At 72.3% G+C, this 13,629-nt stretch carries 14 protein-coding genes and 1 pseudogene; 8 read left to right on the top strand and 7 right to left on the bottom strand.

The window, feature by feature from the left end:
- Positions 1-56: 56 nt before the first annotated feature.
- Positions 57-815: a DeoR/GlpR family DNA-binding transcription regulator gene (locus AC07BF_RS21050; RefSeq protein ID WP_363586944.1), complete on the bottom strand. Its 759-nt coding sequence runs from the start codon at positions 813-815 to the stop codon at positions 57-59.
- A 48-nt stretch (positions 816-863) separates the two neighbouring features.
- Here AC07BF_RS21050 and AC07BF_RS21045 point away from each other — a divergent pair, with 48 nt between their 5' ends.
- Positions 864-1,247 carry a DUF4406 domain-containing protein gene (locus tag AC07BF_RS21045; protein WP_478319125.1) on the top strand — a complete coding sequence of 128 codons (384 nt, stop codon included), beginning with the start codon at positions 864-866 and terminating at the stop codon, positions 1,245-1,247.
- Between the two features lie 61 nt (positions 1,248-1,308).
- Positions 1,309-1,911: an NUDIX domain-containing protein gene (locus AC07BF_RS21040; protein ID WP_478333768.1), complete on the top strand. Its 603-nt coding sequence runs from the start codon at positions 1,309-1,311 to the stop codon at positions 1,909-1,911.
- A 5-nt stretch (positions 1,912-1,916) separates the two neighbouring features.
- Here the strand turns inward: AC07BF_RS21040 and AC07BF_RS21035 are convergent.
- Positions 1,917-2,060, bottom strand: a pseudogene (locus tag AC07BF_RS21035) (IS256 family transposase); the annotation flags it as partial.
- A gap of 112 nt (positions 2,061-2,172) precedes the next feature.
- Here AC07BF_RS21035 and AC07BF_RS21030 point away from each other — a divergent pair.
- The 3 genes from AC07BF_RS21030 to AC07BF_RS21020 all read left to right on the top strand — a co-directional run bounded on the left by AC07BF_RS21030 (position 2,173) and on the right by AC07BF_RS21020 (position 3,741).
- Positions 2,173-2,547: a hypothetical protein gene (locus AC07BF_RS21030; protein WP_478333738.1), complete on the top strand. Its 375-nt coding sequence runs from the start codon at positions 2,173-2,175 to the stop codon at positions 2,545-2,547.
- Between the two features lie 215 nt (positions 2,548-2,762).
- Complete coding sequence (locus AC07BF_RS21025) at positions 2,763-3,248, top strand: hypothetical protein (protein WP_363586906.1); 486 nt, start codon at positions 2,763-2,765, stop codon at positions 3,246-3,248.
- A 175-nt stretch (positions 3,249-3,423) separates the two neighbouring features.
- Positions 3,424-3,741, top strand: a complete 318-nt coding sequence (locus AC07BF_RS21020; protein WP_478333767.1) for a DUF4291 family protein — start codon at positions 3,424-3,426, stop codon at positions 3,739-3,741.
- A 138-nt stretch (positions 3,742-3,879) separates the two neighbouring features.
- Here AC07BF_RS21020 and AC07BF_RS21015 read toward each other — a convergent pair whose 3' ends face one another.
- Positions 3,880-4,632: a TetR/AcrR family transcriptional regulator gene (locus AC07BF_RS21015; protein ID WP_478333737.1), complete on the bottom strand. Its 753-nt coding sequence runs from the start codon at positions 4,630-4,632 to the stop codon at positions 3,880-3,882.
- 98 nt (positions 4,633-4,730) lie between these two features.
- Here AC07BF_RS21015 and AC07BF_RS21010 point away from each other — a divergent pair, with 98 nt between their 5' ends.
- Positions 4,731-5,594 (top strand): NmrA family NAD(P)-binding protein, encoded by an 864-nt coding sequence (locus AC07BF_RS21010; protein WP_478333736.1) that lies wholly within the window; start codon positions 4,731-4,733, stop codon positions 5,592-5,594.
- A gap of 192 nt (positions 5,595-5,786) precedes the next feature.
- Here the strand turns inward: AC07BF_RS21010 and AC07BF_RS21005 are convergent, their stop codons facing one another.
- Positions 5,787-6,152, bottom strand: coding sequence for a hypothetical protein (locus AC07BF_RS21005; protein ID WP_363586909.1), 366 nt, complete (start codon positions 6,150-6,152; stop codon positions 5,787-5,789).
- Positions 6,153-6,560: 408 nt separating this feature from the next.
- On the opposite strand from AC07BF_RS21005, the gene AC07BF_RS21000 reads away from it, so the two are divergent.
- A complete protein-coding gene (locus tag AC07BF_RS21000; protein ID WP_363586910.1) occupies positions 6,561-9,374 on the top strand; it encodes an SdrD B-like domain-containing protein in 2,814 nt (937 codons plus the stop codon).
- Between the two features lie 124 nt (positions 9,375-9,498).
- Positions 9,499-9,966: a helix-turn-helix domain-containing protein gene (locus AC07BF_RS20995; protein ID WP_363586911.1), complete on the top strand. Its 468-nt coding sequence runs from the start codon at positions 9,499-9,501 to the stop codon at positions 9,964-9,966.
- A 71-nt stretch (positions 9,967-10,037) separates the two neighbouring features.
- Here AC07BF_RS20995 and AC07BF_RS20990 read toward each other — a convergent pair whose 3' ends face one another.
- The 3 genes from AC07BF_RS20990 to AC07BF_RS20980 form a co-directional block, all read right to left on the bottom strand.
- On the bottom strand, positions 10,038-10,640 hold the full coding sequence (locus AC07BF_RS20990) for a ClpP family protease (RefSeq protein WP_331745151.1): 603 nt from the start codon (positions 10,638-10,640) through the stop codon (positions 10,038-10,040).
- Between the two features lies 1 nt (position 10,641).
- Positions 10,642-11,280 carry an ATP-dependent Clp protease proteolytic subunit gene (locus tag AC07BF_RS20985; RefSeq protein ID WP_363586912.1) on the bottom strand — a complete coding sequence of 213 codons (639 nt, stop codon included), beginning with the start codon at positions 11,278-11,280 and terminating at the stop codon, positions 10,642-10,644.
- A gap of 224 nt (positions 11,281-11,504) precedes the next feature.
- The gene (locus AC07BF_RS20980; RefSeq protein WP_363586913.1) at positions 11,505-13,439 is read right to left on the bottom strand and encodes a DUF8189 domain-containing protein; all 1,935 of its coding nucleotides are present in this window, start codon (positions 13,437-13,439) and stop codon (positions 11,505-11,507) included.
- Positions 13,440-13,629 lie beyond the last annotated feature (190 nt).

The raw sequence follows: 13,629 nt of genomic DNA, 5'->3' as shown, positions 1-13,629 counted from the left end.
GATGGTGCTCTGGACACGTGCCGGCCGGTCCGCGATCCCGTGTTGGCTCGTAGCTGTCAGTCGGCTGGCAGGACTTCCAGGCCGAGCGCTTTGAGTTGCTCGACGACCGCGTCGTGAGGGTCGGCGTCGGTGATCAGTCCGCTGACTTTCTCCCAGGGCAGGACGCGGAACCGCGAAGCGGTGCCGATCTTCTCGGAGGAGGCGAGGATGTAGGTGTCCGCGGCCCGTGCGGCCAGGGCGCGCTTCATTGCGGCCTCCTCTGCGTCTGCGGTGGTCAGTCCCGCTTCGGGGTGCACGCCGGTGACGCCGAGCAGGCAGAGGTCGGCGGAGATGTTCTGCGCGGCCTCGACCGCGGCGGCACCGCAGGCGACCGCCGAGTGCTTGAAGATCCGGCCTCCGAGCAGGAAGAGTTCCGCCTGCGGATGGTCGAGCAGGGCCGCGGCGATCGTCGGGCTGTGGGTGATCACGGTGCAGGCCAGGTGTTGCGGGAGTGCGTGGGCGACGGCGAGGGCGGTGGTGCCGCCGTCGAGGATCAGGGTGTTGCCCGGCCGCACCAGGGCGGCGGCCGCCGAGGCGACCTTCCGTTTGCCGTCTGGGGCCACGCTCTGTCGGGCGGCGTAGTCCACCACCGCCGGCGAGACAGGCAACGCGCCGCCGTAGACCCGCTGGCAGAGTCCTTCGGCGGCAAGATCGCGCAGGTCACGTCGCACACTGTCCTCGGAGATCCCCAGGTCGGCGGCGACGTCCTTGGCGACGATCTTGCCCTCGCGGGCGAGCAGACCGAGCAGGTGGTCGCGCCGTTCAGCAGCCAGCATTCGTAATCTCTCCTGTTCTTGCACGTTTCTGCATGTATCGTAGCGCGTATGCCCGACAAGCCCATGCTCATCCTCATCGCCGGCCCCTACCGCTCCGGCACCGACGGCGATCCGCAGGCCATGGCCGTCAACCTCGCCCGCCTCGAAGCCGCCGCCTGGCCCGTCTTCGCCGCCGGCCACCTGCCCGTGATCGGGGAGTGGATCGCCCTGCCCGTCCTGCGCTCAGCCGGCGCGGGCCCCACCGACCCCCTCGCCGACCAGGTCCTCTACCCGACCGCCGACCGCCTGCTCACACACTGCGACGCTGTACTGCGCCTGCCCGGCGACTCCGCCGGAGCCGACCAGGACGTCGCCACCGCCCGCCGCCTCGGCCTGCCCGTCTACCACGACGCGGCCGAGATCCCCCGCCGCACCCCGCGGGAGACCGCGTGAGCAGCCGCCCGGGCATCTACACCACCGCGGCCGCACCGGCCTCGACCAGGCCGGACGCGGCCTGGACCGCAACCCCGACATCCGGGTCCGCGACGTCGAGCTCACCTCCCAGGGCTGGCACGTCCTGCGGCGCACCACCTTCGACTACCGCCGCCGCGACGGACGCTGGGAGACCCAGCAGCGCGAGACCTACGACCGCGGCAACGGCGCCGTCGTCCTGCCCTACGACACCGAACGCGGCCGAGTCCTGCTCACCCGCCAGTTCCGCTACCCGGCCTACGTCAACGACCACCCCGACGGCATGCTCATCGAAGCCGCCGCAGGCCTGCTCGACGCGGACGACCCGCCCACAGCCATCCGCCGCGAGAGCGCCGAAGAACTCGGCGTCACCCTCGGACCGCTCACCCACATCCTCGACGCCTACATGAGTCCCGGCTCCGTCACCGAACGCCTCCACTTCTTCGCCGCCCCCTACACACCGGCCGACCGGACCGGAACCGGCGGCGGACTCGAGGAGGACGGCGAGGACATCGAGGTCCTCGAACTGCCCTTCGCCCAGGCCCTCGCCATGACCCGCGAGGGACGCATCACCGACGGAAAGACCATCCTGCTCCTGCAATGGGCAGCCCTGGACGGGCCCTTCGCCCCAACGAGCGAGCGCTGACAACGCCGCCACTGCCTGGCCAGCCGGGTCACGGTGGCCGGTGACAGGCCGGCCGCCGAGCCGAGGAACTGCTCCAGCGCAGGCACGAAGCCCCCCGAGGACAAGCCGTGCAGGTAGAGCAGCGGCAGCACCTCGCTCACCTTCGGAGACGGCGGAGGCTCTGTCGCCGAGGATCTTGCACCGTGACGCGACCGCGGATAATGGCCGTGGCCGCGGGCCGGCGGCGCCGGCGGCCTCGATCGATGGAGAGGCAGAGGACGGATGACCCTGAAGGAAGGCCGGCGCGTCAGGTTGGCCGAGGATCTCAGGATCGGTGAGGCGGTCGCCGGGGAGCCCGGGGTCGTCGTCGGGTTCCTCTCACTGGGATCCGGGATGGAGGGCACCGTCGAGCGGGTGGACGGGGAACTCCCGGAGAGCCATGAGGTTCGCGAGTACCAGCGGCTCAAAGCGCTGTTCGAGGACTACGGGCACACCATGCCGGTGGCGAGCCGCGAGCGCCTGGAGGCGGAGATCGCCGCGCTGGAGCCGCAGTGGACCGCGCACCGGGAACGGGGGAACCGGGTGACGGTCCGGGTCCGGTTGGACAACGGCTTCGTCCTCGACGGGGCGGACCAGGACATCCTCACTCCACTGTGAGGGAGGACGTCTCCGGGGCCTTCGTCAGGACGGGCGGCCGCCCGGGTGCTCGTACGCCACGCCAACTGACAAACGATGGACGGGCGTTGCGAACGGTGCGGTGAACGGCGCGGGACGCACCGTCCATCGTTTGTCTGTCGGCGCGGCGCATCGTTCACCACGGCGCGGGACACCGCCCGCGCCGCCCACCGAAGGCACACGGAATCGAGGGAACCATGCGTACCTCCGCACGCTTCGCGGCGCTGGCCGCGGTAAGCGCCATCGGGCTCGGCACCATCGCCACCGGCACCGCCCAGGCCGCCCCGGCCACCGCCCAGGCCACCACCCAGGCGGCCCGGAGCACCACGGTCCACCTGCACAACGGGACCGGCTGCTCGCTCTACCGGACCGGCTACGCTCTGGCCCACGGCATCTGGACGCAGGGCCAGGAGCCGCCGCAGACCCTGGGGAACACCGGCGACGCCACCTTCCAGTCGGAGAGCAACGGGTTCCTGACCGGCACCGAGGGCTGGGCGACGTTCAGCACGTACGGCTGCGAGGAAGGCTGGCGCAACAACAACACCGTCCAGCTGCACTGGGCCAACCCCTACACCGGTTCCAACAGCTACGACGAGAACGGCACCAGCAGCGTCTTCCGCACCACCCGTGAGAGCGGCTCCGGCGACAACGCCGACGTCTACTGGGGCGTGTGGAAGAACTGATCCCGGCCGTCGGGCACCGCCAGGGTCGCGCAAGCGCCGCCAGATAGTCCAGGATCTGTCCGGCCCCCGCCCCCCGGCGCCTGTATCGGGTGATCCGGCGCCTGTACCGCCGCACCGCTCGCCGCACGCCGCCGCATGAAACGCATGAGAAGCATGAAAAGACGGTGCCCCGCCACTGGGTGCCGAACGGCCCGGGCCGTTCGGCACCCGCCGGCCGGCACCGCCGGGAAGCGGAGGAACCCGGGAACACCTCCACCACGCACTCACCGCAGGTGCCGCAGCGACCGCCGAGCGCCGCACCAGCGGCCTCGCCGGCGAGGCCGCCGAGCGCTACGCGGAGCAGTGGATCGTCTCGATCGACGACGTCACCGCACTCGCGCACACGGTCCAGGCCCAGGTGAGGGACGGGGCTCTGGATGCCGCCCGGCGGCTCCTTCCCGCCGAGCGCCCCTATCCGGCGGGCGACGCGCTGCTGAACCACCTGCGCGGCTGAGCCGGTCCCGAGCGCTCGGGGCCACGGGCTGCTCGTTCCGTCGCCGTCCGCCAGGGCAGCTCGCGACGGTCCGAGAGGTGGTGCACCATCAGTTGACACCGGGGCCGGGGTAGCGTTGCCCGTTCCAGCCGCCGGTGGTCAGCCGTCGGCGGCGAGGCGGTTCAGCCACTCCCCCAGCAGATGCTGCTCGGCGCCGCTGAGCGTCGTCTGTTCGGGCAGTGCGGCGCGCAGGGCGCGGGCTGCGCCGGCCGGGCCCGGCTCGTTCACGGCCGGCTGCCGGTTGGTGACGGCGGCGACCATGCACTCCCGAAGGGTGGTCAACAGGGCCGGGTCGCGCCGGTCCCGGGGCAGGGACAGCCAGGTGAGCACGGCGCCGCGCGCCGTGGCGTGGATGATCTGGGCCGCGAGTTCCTCGTCGACGCGGAGCCAGCCGCCGACGGCGAGGCGTCGGATGCGGCCCATCAGGATCTCCATGCCGGCCTTGAAGGCGGCCGAGGTGGTCCCGGTGGGTTCGGTGTACATCAGCGTGTACAGCGCGGGGTTGGCCAGACCGAACTCGACCGCGACGTCCCACCCGGCTCTCAGGTCCTCGATCGGGTCCCGGGGGTCGGGGTCGACGTGCTTGGTGGCGAGGAACGCGGCGAAACCGTGCTCGGCCACGGCGTCGAGCAGCCCGTCCTTGTCGCCGAACAGCCGGTAGATGGCCGGCGGCTGCAGGCCCGCCGCATCGGCGACCGCGCGGGTGGTGACCGCGTCGCGGCCCCCGCGCGTCAGCAGCCCGATGGCGGCCTCGATGACCCGCTGCCTGGTCTGCTCCCGGCCCGGGGAGGCGGGGGCGGACTCAATGGTGGACGCGGTGGCGCCGTCCCTGTCGCGTGAAGGCGATGGCATGAATCAACGATACCGCACCACTGGTTCCATCGTTATTATCGGCGATACCTTGAAAGTGTTTCCACTGGAACCATCTCGTCGCGACACGGGAGCACATCATGATCATCGTGACCGGAGCCACCGGACAGCTGGGGCGTCAGATCGTCGAGAGGCTGCTGACGCGCGTACCGGCGGCACGCATCGGCGTCAGCGTCCGCGACCCGCAGAAGGCGCAGAACTTCGCCGACCAAGGGGTACGGGTGCGCCAGGGCAACTTCACCGACGCCGCCGGCCTCGCGCACGCCTTCGAGGACGCCGCGCAGGTCCTCGTCGTCTCCGTCGACAAGATGGGCGAGGAGTGCGTCAGGCAGCACCGCACCGCGATCGAAGCGGCCGTCACGGCGGGCGCCCGTCGCATCCTCTACACCAGCCAGATGGGGGCCGGCGCGACGTCGCGCTTCCAGGCCTGCCGCGACCACGCCGCCACCGAGGAGGCCCTGCGCACCTGCGGCGTGCCGTTCACCTCGCTGCGCAACGGCTTCCACGCCACCAGCGCGGCGCACTTCCTCGGCAACGCGGCACAGTCCGGCCGGCTCGCGCTCCCCGCGGACGGGCCGGTCGCCTGGACCGCGCACGCCGACCTCGCGGACGCAGCCGCCGCCATCCTGGCCGACGAAGGCCGCTTCGACGGCCCCACGCCGCCGCTCACGGGCCGACAGGCGCTCACCTTCGACGACATCGCCGCCATCACCACCGAGCTCACCGGCCGCACCGTCACGCGGACCACCGCCCCCGACGACCAGTTCCGCACGCAGCTGACGGGCCAAGGCGTCCCCGCGGAAACCGCCGACCGGTTGCTCGGCATCTTCGCCGCCAGCCGCGCCGGCGAGTTCGCCGCCACCGACCCCACCCTGGCCGACCTGCTCGGCCGCGATCCCGTCACCCTGCGCACGGTGCTGCGCGAGCAGCTGTCCGAAAGCTGATCCACCGAGGGCGCCGGGTGCCGGATGCCGGTGCCCGGTCCTGGCCGGTCGGCGGCGGTCGGGCTTCGGGCCGCCGTCCGCGCCCCGCCTACGCCGCCGTCCGGGACCGCCTCCCGGACGGCGGCCCGGACGGTCGGGCACCCCGCTCCTGAGGGAGCGCCCCGGGTGTGCCGGCCCAGCGGAGTCGCCCGGTCAGGAGACGCGCTTCAGCTGCCAGGCGTTGTTGTTGAGGCTCGGGTTCGACCAGGCGACGCAGCTGCTGGTGTAGTACGAGCCGGTCTGGACCCAGCCCGCCGGCGGGTAGGTGGTGGAGCAGGCCTGGACCACGGTGCCGACGGGCAGTCCGGTGAGCTGCTTCATCTGCTTGATGTTGGGGCTGAAGCTCTGCGTGCCGCAACTGCTGCTGTAGCCCCAGCTCACGTCGACGTAGCCGGCCGGGGTGAGAACGCTTCCGCACGAGGTCGTGACGTCGCCCGGGGCGGCCTGGGCGGGCGCGGCGGTCAGGGCGAACGTCGCCGCGGCACCGGCAATGGCCATACAGGTGCGAAGACGGATCATGGGTGAGGGCTCCTTCTGATCACGGGTGGGTGGCCGATCAGGCCGTGGAGCCATTCCTACGGTTTGATCACCGGCTTCGGATAGCGGCTTTCAGGCCTAAAGGCCCCCCGGGCAGGACGGCGTCCGGGCACCGGAACGGCGGCGTGGCAGGGGGGCGTTGTGGTAAAGGGCGTTGTGGTAGACGCCGTCGGGCGGGACTGCGGGGAGTTGCGGATCCGCTCCGCCGCGGGGGTCCGGGCGCTCCGGGCGTCGGGATTTCTCCTGCGGTATGCGAACTTGTGCGGTCGTATCCGAACTTGATGCGATTTCCGGCCCTTCACCTGTCACACACACCAGTGAATTCGCCCCGAAACCAGGACGTGGACGACCGGTTGTCGCTCTCCTGGGGGTCCTGTCCGGATCGGGCAGATGTCCGCCGACCATGAGAGTGGGGATCAGGTGGGGACGAGAAGGAGAAGGAAGGGCGTCGCGCGGGCCGCGGTGCTCGCCGCCGCGCTGTGCGGCGGCGGGGCGCTGACGGCGCCGGCGGCGTTCTCGCAGACGGAGGACGGGACGGTGACGGTCCGGGTGATCCGGGCCGTGGACTCCTCCGGGGTGTGGACGCCCGCGCTGGAGCCGGGGCTGGCGGGCGTGAAGGTGACGCTCACCGGCGAGGCGCGGGCCCACGTCGAGGGCACCACCGGGGCCGACGGGACGGTGACGCTGGCGCCGCCGCGGAGCCGGGAGCACGGCGGCACGTACCGGGTGCAGGTGGTGAATCCGAAGCCGGGCGTGCTGTTCCCGGCGTTCGCCTCGCGGCAGGGGCTGGACGGCGCGCCGAACCAGCTGAGCTCCAACGAGGAGTTCGTCGACCTCTCCGACGGCAAGAACGTCTCGTACACCACCGGGCTGTGGTACCCGGGGGACTACTGCCAGCAGAACGCGCCGCTGGTGACGACCTGCCAGAACACCACCTGGGGAGGCGGCGCGCAGCGCACGCTGGTGTCGTTCCCGTACCGCGCGCGCGGCCAGGACGGCGTGGACGTCAACGTCACGAACCTCGCCACCGACGCGCAGACGGGCACGCTCTACGGCATCGCGTGGAACAAGGCCGACCGGCGGATCTTCTCCTCGGCGGCGGCCAAGCGCACCACGGACTACGGCCCCGGCGGCGCCGGCGGCATCTACGTGACCGACCCGGCGCAGGGGCGGACCACGCTGTTCACCACCGTCCCGGACGCCGGCAGCACGGCGCACGGACCGGGGACGGACGACGCGTTCCTCGTCGCGCCGGGCAAGGAGAGCCTCGGCGGGCTCAAGGTGACGAACGACGGCAGGGACCTGTTCGTCGTCAACCTCAACACCCGCACGCTGTACCGCTACGACGCGACCGCACCGACGGCCGCGCAGCCGAGGGGCGTCTACCCGGTCCCGGACCCGGGCTGCGCCTCGGCCGGGGACTGGCGGCCGTTCGGCCTGGGCCTCCAGGACGGCGTCGGCTACCTCGGCGGGGTCTGCTCGGGCGAGTCGACGGGCAAGGCCTCGGACCTGCGGGCGGTCGTGCTGCCCTTCGACCTGGCCACCGGCCGGTTCCGCGCGGCCGTGCTGGACCAGCCGCTGGACTACCCGCGCCAGTCGACCGTCGGATCGGGCCCGTGCGACGGCGCGGGCTGGTTCCCGTGGACGAACACCTACCCGACCACGCAGAACGGCCAGACCTGCGCCGGTTTCCGCGCGCAGCCGGAGCCGGAGCTGGGCGAGGTCGGATTCGAGACGGACGGCTCGATGCTGCTGGCCTTCCGCGACCGCATGGCCGACCGGGCGACGGGCCAGTCGGGGTCGGGCGCGGCGGTGGGCGAGGTGCTGTCGGGCGGTGACCTGAACAAGGCCTGCCTGAGCGGCGGCACCTACGTGCTGGACGCCAACACCGGCTGCGGGCTCTCGCCCCGGGGCGCCCGCTTCTTCGACACCAGCCGGATGGGCGTCCACCACAACGCGGCCTACGCCGGGATGGCACTGTCCAAGGTCGAGAACACCATCGGGACCTCCGGGTTCGACCCCAACAGCACGGCCTTCGGCTACGGCACGTCGTTCGTCCAGCGCGACGGCAGGCAGGACCCGGCGTTCGGCCTGCGGCTCAACCCGGCGAACGTGCCCGCGCCGTTCGGCAAGGGCGCCTCGATGGGGGACCTGGAGGTGCTCTGCGACCAGGCGCCGCTGCAGATCGGTAACCGGGTCTGGTACGACGCCGAGCACAAGGGCATCCAGAAGCCGGGCCAGCGCCCGGTGGAGGGCGCCACCGTCCACCTGTACGACGGGCCGGGGAAGCTCGTCGGCACGGCGCGGACGACGGCGCGCGGCGAGTACTACTTCGACGACTCGAACGTGGACGGCGGGCTCAAGCCGCACACCAAGTACACGATCCGGCTGGACAACCCCGCCGACTTCGCCGAGGGTGGCCCGCTGTACCAGTGGGTGCCCACCCGGCACGACGTCGGCGACAACCCGTTCATCAACTCCAAGGGCGTCGTCCCGCCGGGCGGAACGTACGCCGAGCGGGAACTGACCACCGGCGGGCCGGGCCAGGACGACCACACCTTCGACTTCGGCTTCCGGCCGCAGGAGGGCACGCTGACCCTGGTCAAGCACGACCAGGACGGCAGGCCGCTGGCCGGGGCGACGTTCCAGCTGTGGCGCTGGAACGGCGGGCCCAGCTGGCCGCAGACCGCCGGCGGGCACCAGGACTCGCCGGTCGGCGATCCCTGCACCACCGGGGCGGACGGCATCTGCCGGATCGTCGTCGGACCGGGGACGTACTACTGGGTGGAGGTGAGCCCGCCCGACGGCTACGCGGCGCCGGCCGTCGCGGTCTTCGGGCCGCTGGTGCTCACCTGCGAGACCCTGGACGACGGGATCACGGTGACGGTCGTCAACCGGCTGCTCCCGTCGGCCGGTTCGGGCGCGGCCCCGTCGTCGCCGGATGCGGTCTCGACCCCGACCCCGGCACCGACCCCGGCACCGAGCCCGTCGTCCTCGGTGGCGGCGGTGGCGTCCTTGTCGCCGCCGTCGCCGCCGTCGCCGAGCGCCTGGCCGTCCCGGCCCGATGAGCGGCCCGGCGGCGCGCTGCCGACCACCGGGGCCGGCAGCGTGCTGCCGCTCGGCGTGACCGGTGCGGCGGCGCTGCTGGGTGCGGGCGGCGTGCTGGTCGTGGTCGCGCGCCGGCGCGGGGCGCGGCACGCGTAGTGGAACCAGGCCGGGCCCGTGGCGAGTTCGACGGCCACGGGCCCGGCCGGGCGGCCCGTACGGCTTCACCCAGGGCAGAACGCCACTCCCTTCCCCTGGTGCCCCGGATCCCTAGGCTGGAGGGGTGAGCACTCATGCGCCGAACGAAGCCCGCGTCATCCCCCTGCGCCCGCACACCTCGTCGCCCGGTTCCGGCGGGGCGACCCGCGCCCCGCAGCGGCCGGCGGGAGCGTCACCGGCGCCCGCGCCCGCGCCGAGGGAACCCCTGTGGCGCGACCTCGTCGGCGACGCGTTGCGCCGCGAACGGCTCGCCCAGGAAAGGACGTTGAAGGACGTGGCGGAGGCGGCCCGGATCTCGATCCCGTACCTGTCGGAGCTGGAGCGCGGGCGCAAGGAGGCCTCCTCCGAGGTCCTCGCGGCCGCCGCCCGGGCCCTCGGGTTCGGCCTCGCCGACCTGCTCTCGCTCGCGCAGGACGAACTGACCCGGCACACCCGGAGCCAGATGGGCCGGGGCGCGGTGGGCCGAAGCCGGTTGGACCGGAGCCGCACGTCGCCCACGGCGCAGTACGACGGGCTCTGCCTCGCCGCCTGATCGGACCTGCCCCGACCGACGGCCGGTACGACGGTGGCGCGCCCCGCCGTACCGGCCACGCCCGCGCGGAGTCAGCCGAACGCGAGCCGTCGGCTCAGCACCTCGTCGGCGAGCCCGTAGGCGACGGCCTCCTCGGCGGTGAACACCTTGTCCCGGTCCATGTCCGCGCGCAACGTCGCCACGTCGTGGTGCGTGTGCCGGGACAACACCTCCTCCACCTGCGAGCGGGTGCGGACCATCTCCTTCGCCGCGAGGCTGAGGTCGGACACCGTCCCCTGCCGGCCGCCGCTGGCCGGCTGGCCGAGCAGCACCCGCGCGTGCTGGAGCACGAACCGCCGCCCGGGGTCTCCGCCGGCCAGCAGCACCGCCGCCGTCGACGCCGCCTGACCGACGCAGAACGTGGAGATCGGCGCCTGCACGAACGTCATCGTGTCGTAGATCGCCATCAGCGAAGTGAACGATCCACCGGGCGAGTTGAGGTAGATCGAGATCTCGCGTTCCGGGCTCTCCGACTCCAGGTGCAGGAGCTGCGCGATGACCACGTTGGCGACCCCGTCGTCGATCTCGGTGCCGAGGAAGATGATCCGCTCGTTCAGCAGCCGGCTGAAGACGTCGTAGGAGCGCTCGCCCTGCGCGGTCCGCTCGATGACGTAGGGAACCGTGTACGACCCCATGTCACAGCCCCATCCGTCGGCGCGACACGGCCGGGCGGATGTCGGCGACCGACTCCACCACCCGGTCCACGATCCCGTACTCCCTGGCCTGCTCGGCCGTGAACCAGCGGTCCCGGTCGCCGTCCCGCGCGATCGTCTCCTCGCTCTGCCCGGTGTGCTCGGCGGTGATCCGCTCGATGGCCTTCTTGGTGAACTGGAGGTTCTCCGCCTGGATCTCGATGTCGGCGGCGGTGCCGCCGATGCCCGCCGATGGCTGGTGCATCATGATCCGCGCGTTCGGCAGCGCGAACCGCTTGCCGGGCGCCCCCACGGTGACCAGGAACTGGCCCATGCTGGCGGCGAACCCCATCACCAGCGTCGAGACGTCGTTCGGGATGAGCCGCATGGTGTCGTAGATGGCGAGCCCCGCGGTGACCGACCCGCCGGGGCTGTTGACGTACAGGCTGATGTCGGTGCGCGGGTCCTCCGCCGACAGCAGGAGCAGCTGCGCGCACACCCGGTTGGCCGACACGTCGTCGACCTGGGTGCCGAGGAGGACGATCCGCTGGGCGAGCAACTGCGCCGCGAGGTGGTCGTCGAAGCGGCTGGGCGGCGTGCCGCCCTCCTCCGCGCGGGGCGCGAGCGTGGTGAGGGGAGTCATCCGGTCTCCTTGTCGAGATGCCGAGGTGTCGAAGTGTCGAAGTGTCGAGTCGAGGTGTTGAGGCGGGCTTGCCCTCGACTCCACTCTTGACCCCGGGAGACCTCCGGATGCGTTTTCTCTGCCCGCCGCAGATTCGCCACGGGCAGAGGCGACGGCCCGGGCCCGGCGGCGCATGGCCCGGCGGCCGGCCGGGAGAGCCCCCGACCGGCCGCCGGGCGGGACGGTCAGAGCGGCAGGCCCTGCCAGCCGCCGAAGGTGGTGGGCGTCGTGCCCGCGCGGTAGTAGACGCGGCCGTCCGAACCGATCGCGAACACGTGGAGGACGCCGCCGCCGTCGACGAGTGCGGCCGGGTAGTCGAGGACGGTGCCGCCGAGGTCCTGCCAGGTGCCGTAGCCGGAGTTCGGGGCGGTCTGGGCGGTGGTGCTCACGCCGCCGCCGCGGTTGCGCTCGAACAGGACGACCCGTCCGCCGACGGTGGCCGCCGCCGGCTCGCCCACTCCCCCGTCTCCGCCGAGGGGGGCCGGGGACTGGCTCCACTCGCCGCCGGGCCGGGTCTGGTAGCTGACCAGCATCGCGCCGGTGCCGGCCTCGCGGTAGGCGAGTTCGATGCGGCCGTCCTGGTCGAGCGCGGCCTTGGGCGGGCTGGCCGGCCGGGCGCCCGGAATCGGGCCCGGGCCGCCGAAGGCTCCGTTCGGGGCGCCCTGCCACCAGCCGAGGATTCCGGTGCGGGTGCTGGCGAACACCTCGATCGCCCCGACGCCGTTGCGGATCGCGGTGACCGGGTCCTGGAGGTCGGTGCCGCCCAGGTCCGTCCACGTGCCCGTCCACACCCCGCCCGAGGTGGTCTGCCAGATGCTGCTGAGACCGCCCCCGCCGTTCTTGACGAACAGTTCCAGCCGCCCGTCCTGGTTACCGGCCACCACGGGCACGCCGACCTGGTCCTCGTTGCCGAGTCCGGTGTTGGGGTTGCCGTGGTCGGCCCAGCTGTTCCACCACCAGCCGTTGGGCGCACCCTGGGGCAGGGAGATGATGTGGTGATCGGTCAGGCGGCGGGCGAAGACCTCCAGCCGGCCGTCGGCGTTGGTCCCGACCGCGATGCCCGGCGCCAGTCGCCCGCCCGGGTCGGCCATCCGCACCGGACCGCCCCAACTGCCGTCCGCCTGGCGCCAGTAGGTGTAGAGGACGCCGGCCCGGACGACGAAGACCTGAGGCCGGCCGTCCTGGTTCAGCCCGGCCCAGGAGGTGCCCCGCGACCAGCGGTAGTACATCCGGGAGAACCAGGCGTCGGAGTAGTTCCCCGAGTGGTCGTGGCTGGCGTACTCGGAGACGAACACGCCCTTGGCGCCGGTCGTCGCCGGGTCGAGGTTCACCGGGGAGTCGCTGATGTTGTAGTCCCGGTAGTTCACCTGGATCAGCGGGCCGCCGTACAGCAGGGCCGCCTGGCCGGCGAACTTCGCGGCGGAGACGTGGTCCGAGTGGTCGCCCGAGTAGCGGCTGTCCGGGAGTTCGTCCTGGGCCCGGAGCACGGTCGGCTGGTACGTCACCATCAGCTGCCGCAGCACCTCGACGACGTCCGCCGCCGTGTAGGTCGACGGCCCGGACAGCGGGCTGCCCACCGGGACGACCGTGGTGTCGGTGCCGCCGGCCAGGACGGCGCCGAGCCCGGCGTCGTGCAGGTTGAGGAAGATCAGGTGCATTGGGCGGCCCTTGAGGACGTACCGTTCGACCTGCTTGCCCGCGACCGTCCACGCCTCGGCCGTCCAGTGCCCGACCTCGTCGGTCGCCGGGTCGGTGTCGCCGACCCCGGTCATCCGGGAGTAGGCGTTGATGGCGCCCATCTGCCGGTTCCAGGTGCGCAGCGGCTCGCCGGCCGTGTCCCAGCAGGACGTGGCGCACGGGTCGCCGGTCGCGTTGCCCGCGGTGACGAACACCGTGACGGACGGGGTGCCGATGGCGAGCGCGTTGGACAGGTCCGGGTTCATGAACAGGATGTCGTCGTCCTCGTGCGCGACGACCTGCATGAACAGCGGCCCGGAGGGGGCGGCCGGGGCCGCCCCCACGGCCGCGGCCGCGCGGGTCGCGGTCCCCTTGGCCAGGACGGGCGCGGCGAGGGCGGTGAGCGCGACGGAGGTGAGGAGTTGCCGTCGTCCGATTGCCATGTGATTCCCCCCAATTCGAGATCGGCATGTGATCACGCCAGGACGAGGCTAGCGCATATCGGGAGGGCAATACCCTGGACCGCATCGCGCAAATTGCCAGCGGGGGAAGTCAATTGACGCATCATCAAATTACTTCAACCGCTCCCCGCCCATCGGGCCTCTTTCCGGACGATCCCGTTCCTTTCGGAGA

Source organism: Kitasatospora sp. NPDC043950 (assembly GCF_056435345.1).
Note: the sequence above shows the minus strand (reverse complement) of the source record. Positions and strands in the feature narration are given on the sequence as shown.

What these genes read in the sequence shown, in the direction of transcription:
- AC07BF_RS21050 (WP_363586944.1), bottom strand. Translation starts at nt 815, where the DNA reads ATGCTGGCTGCTGAACGGCGCGACCACCTGCTCGGTCTGCTCGCCCGC.
- AC07BF_RS21045 (WP_478319125.1), top strand. Translation starts at nt 864, where the DNA reads ATGCCCGACAAGCCCATGCTCATCCTCATCGCCGGCCCCTACCGCTCC.
- AC07BF_RS21030 (WP_478333738.1), top strand. Translation starts at nt 2,173, where the DNA reads ATGACCCTGAAGGAAGGCCGGCGCGTCAGGTTGGCCGAGGATCTCAGG.
- AC07BF_RS21025 (WP_363586906.1), top strand. Translation starts at nt 2,763, where the DNA reads ATGCGTACCTCCGCACGCTTCGCGGCGCTGGCCGCGGTAAGCGCCATC.
- AC07BF_RS21015 (WP_478333737.1), bottom strand. Translation starts at nt 4,632, where the DNA reads ATGCCATCGCCTTCACGCGACAGGGACGGCGCCACCGCGTCCACCATT.
- AC07BF_RS21010 (WP_478333736.1), top strand. Translation starts at nt 4,731, where the DNA reads ATGATCATCGTGACCGGAGCCACCGGACAGCTGGGGCGTCAGATCGTC.
- AC07BF_RS21005 (WP_363586909.1), bottom strand. Translation starts at nt 6,152, where the DNA reads ATGATCCGTCTTCGCACCTGTATGGCCATTGCCGGTGCCGCGGCGACG.
- AC07BF_RS21000 (WP_363586910.1), top strand. Translation starts at nt 6,561, where the DNA reads ATGTCCGCCGACCATGAGAGTGGGGATCAGGTGGGGACGAGAAGGAGA.
- AC07BF_RS20990 (WP_331745151.1), bottom strand. Translation starts at nt 10,640, where the DNA reads ATGGGGTCGTACACGGTTCCCTACGTCATCGAGCGGACCGCGCAGGGC.
- AC07BF_RS20985 (WP_363586912.1), bottom strand. Translation starts at nt 11,280, where the DNA reads ATGACTCCCCTCACCACGCTCGCGCCCCGCGCGGAGGAGGGCGGCACG.
- AC07BF_RS20980 (WP_363586913.1), bottom strand. Translation starts at nt 13,439, where the DNA reads ATGGCAATCGGACGACGGCAACTCCTCACCTCCGTCGCGCTCACCGCC.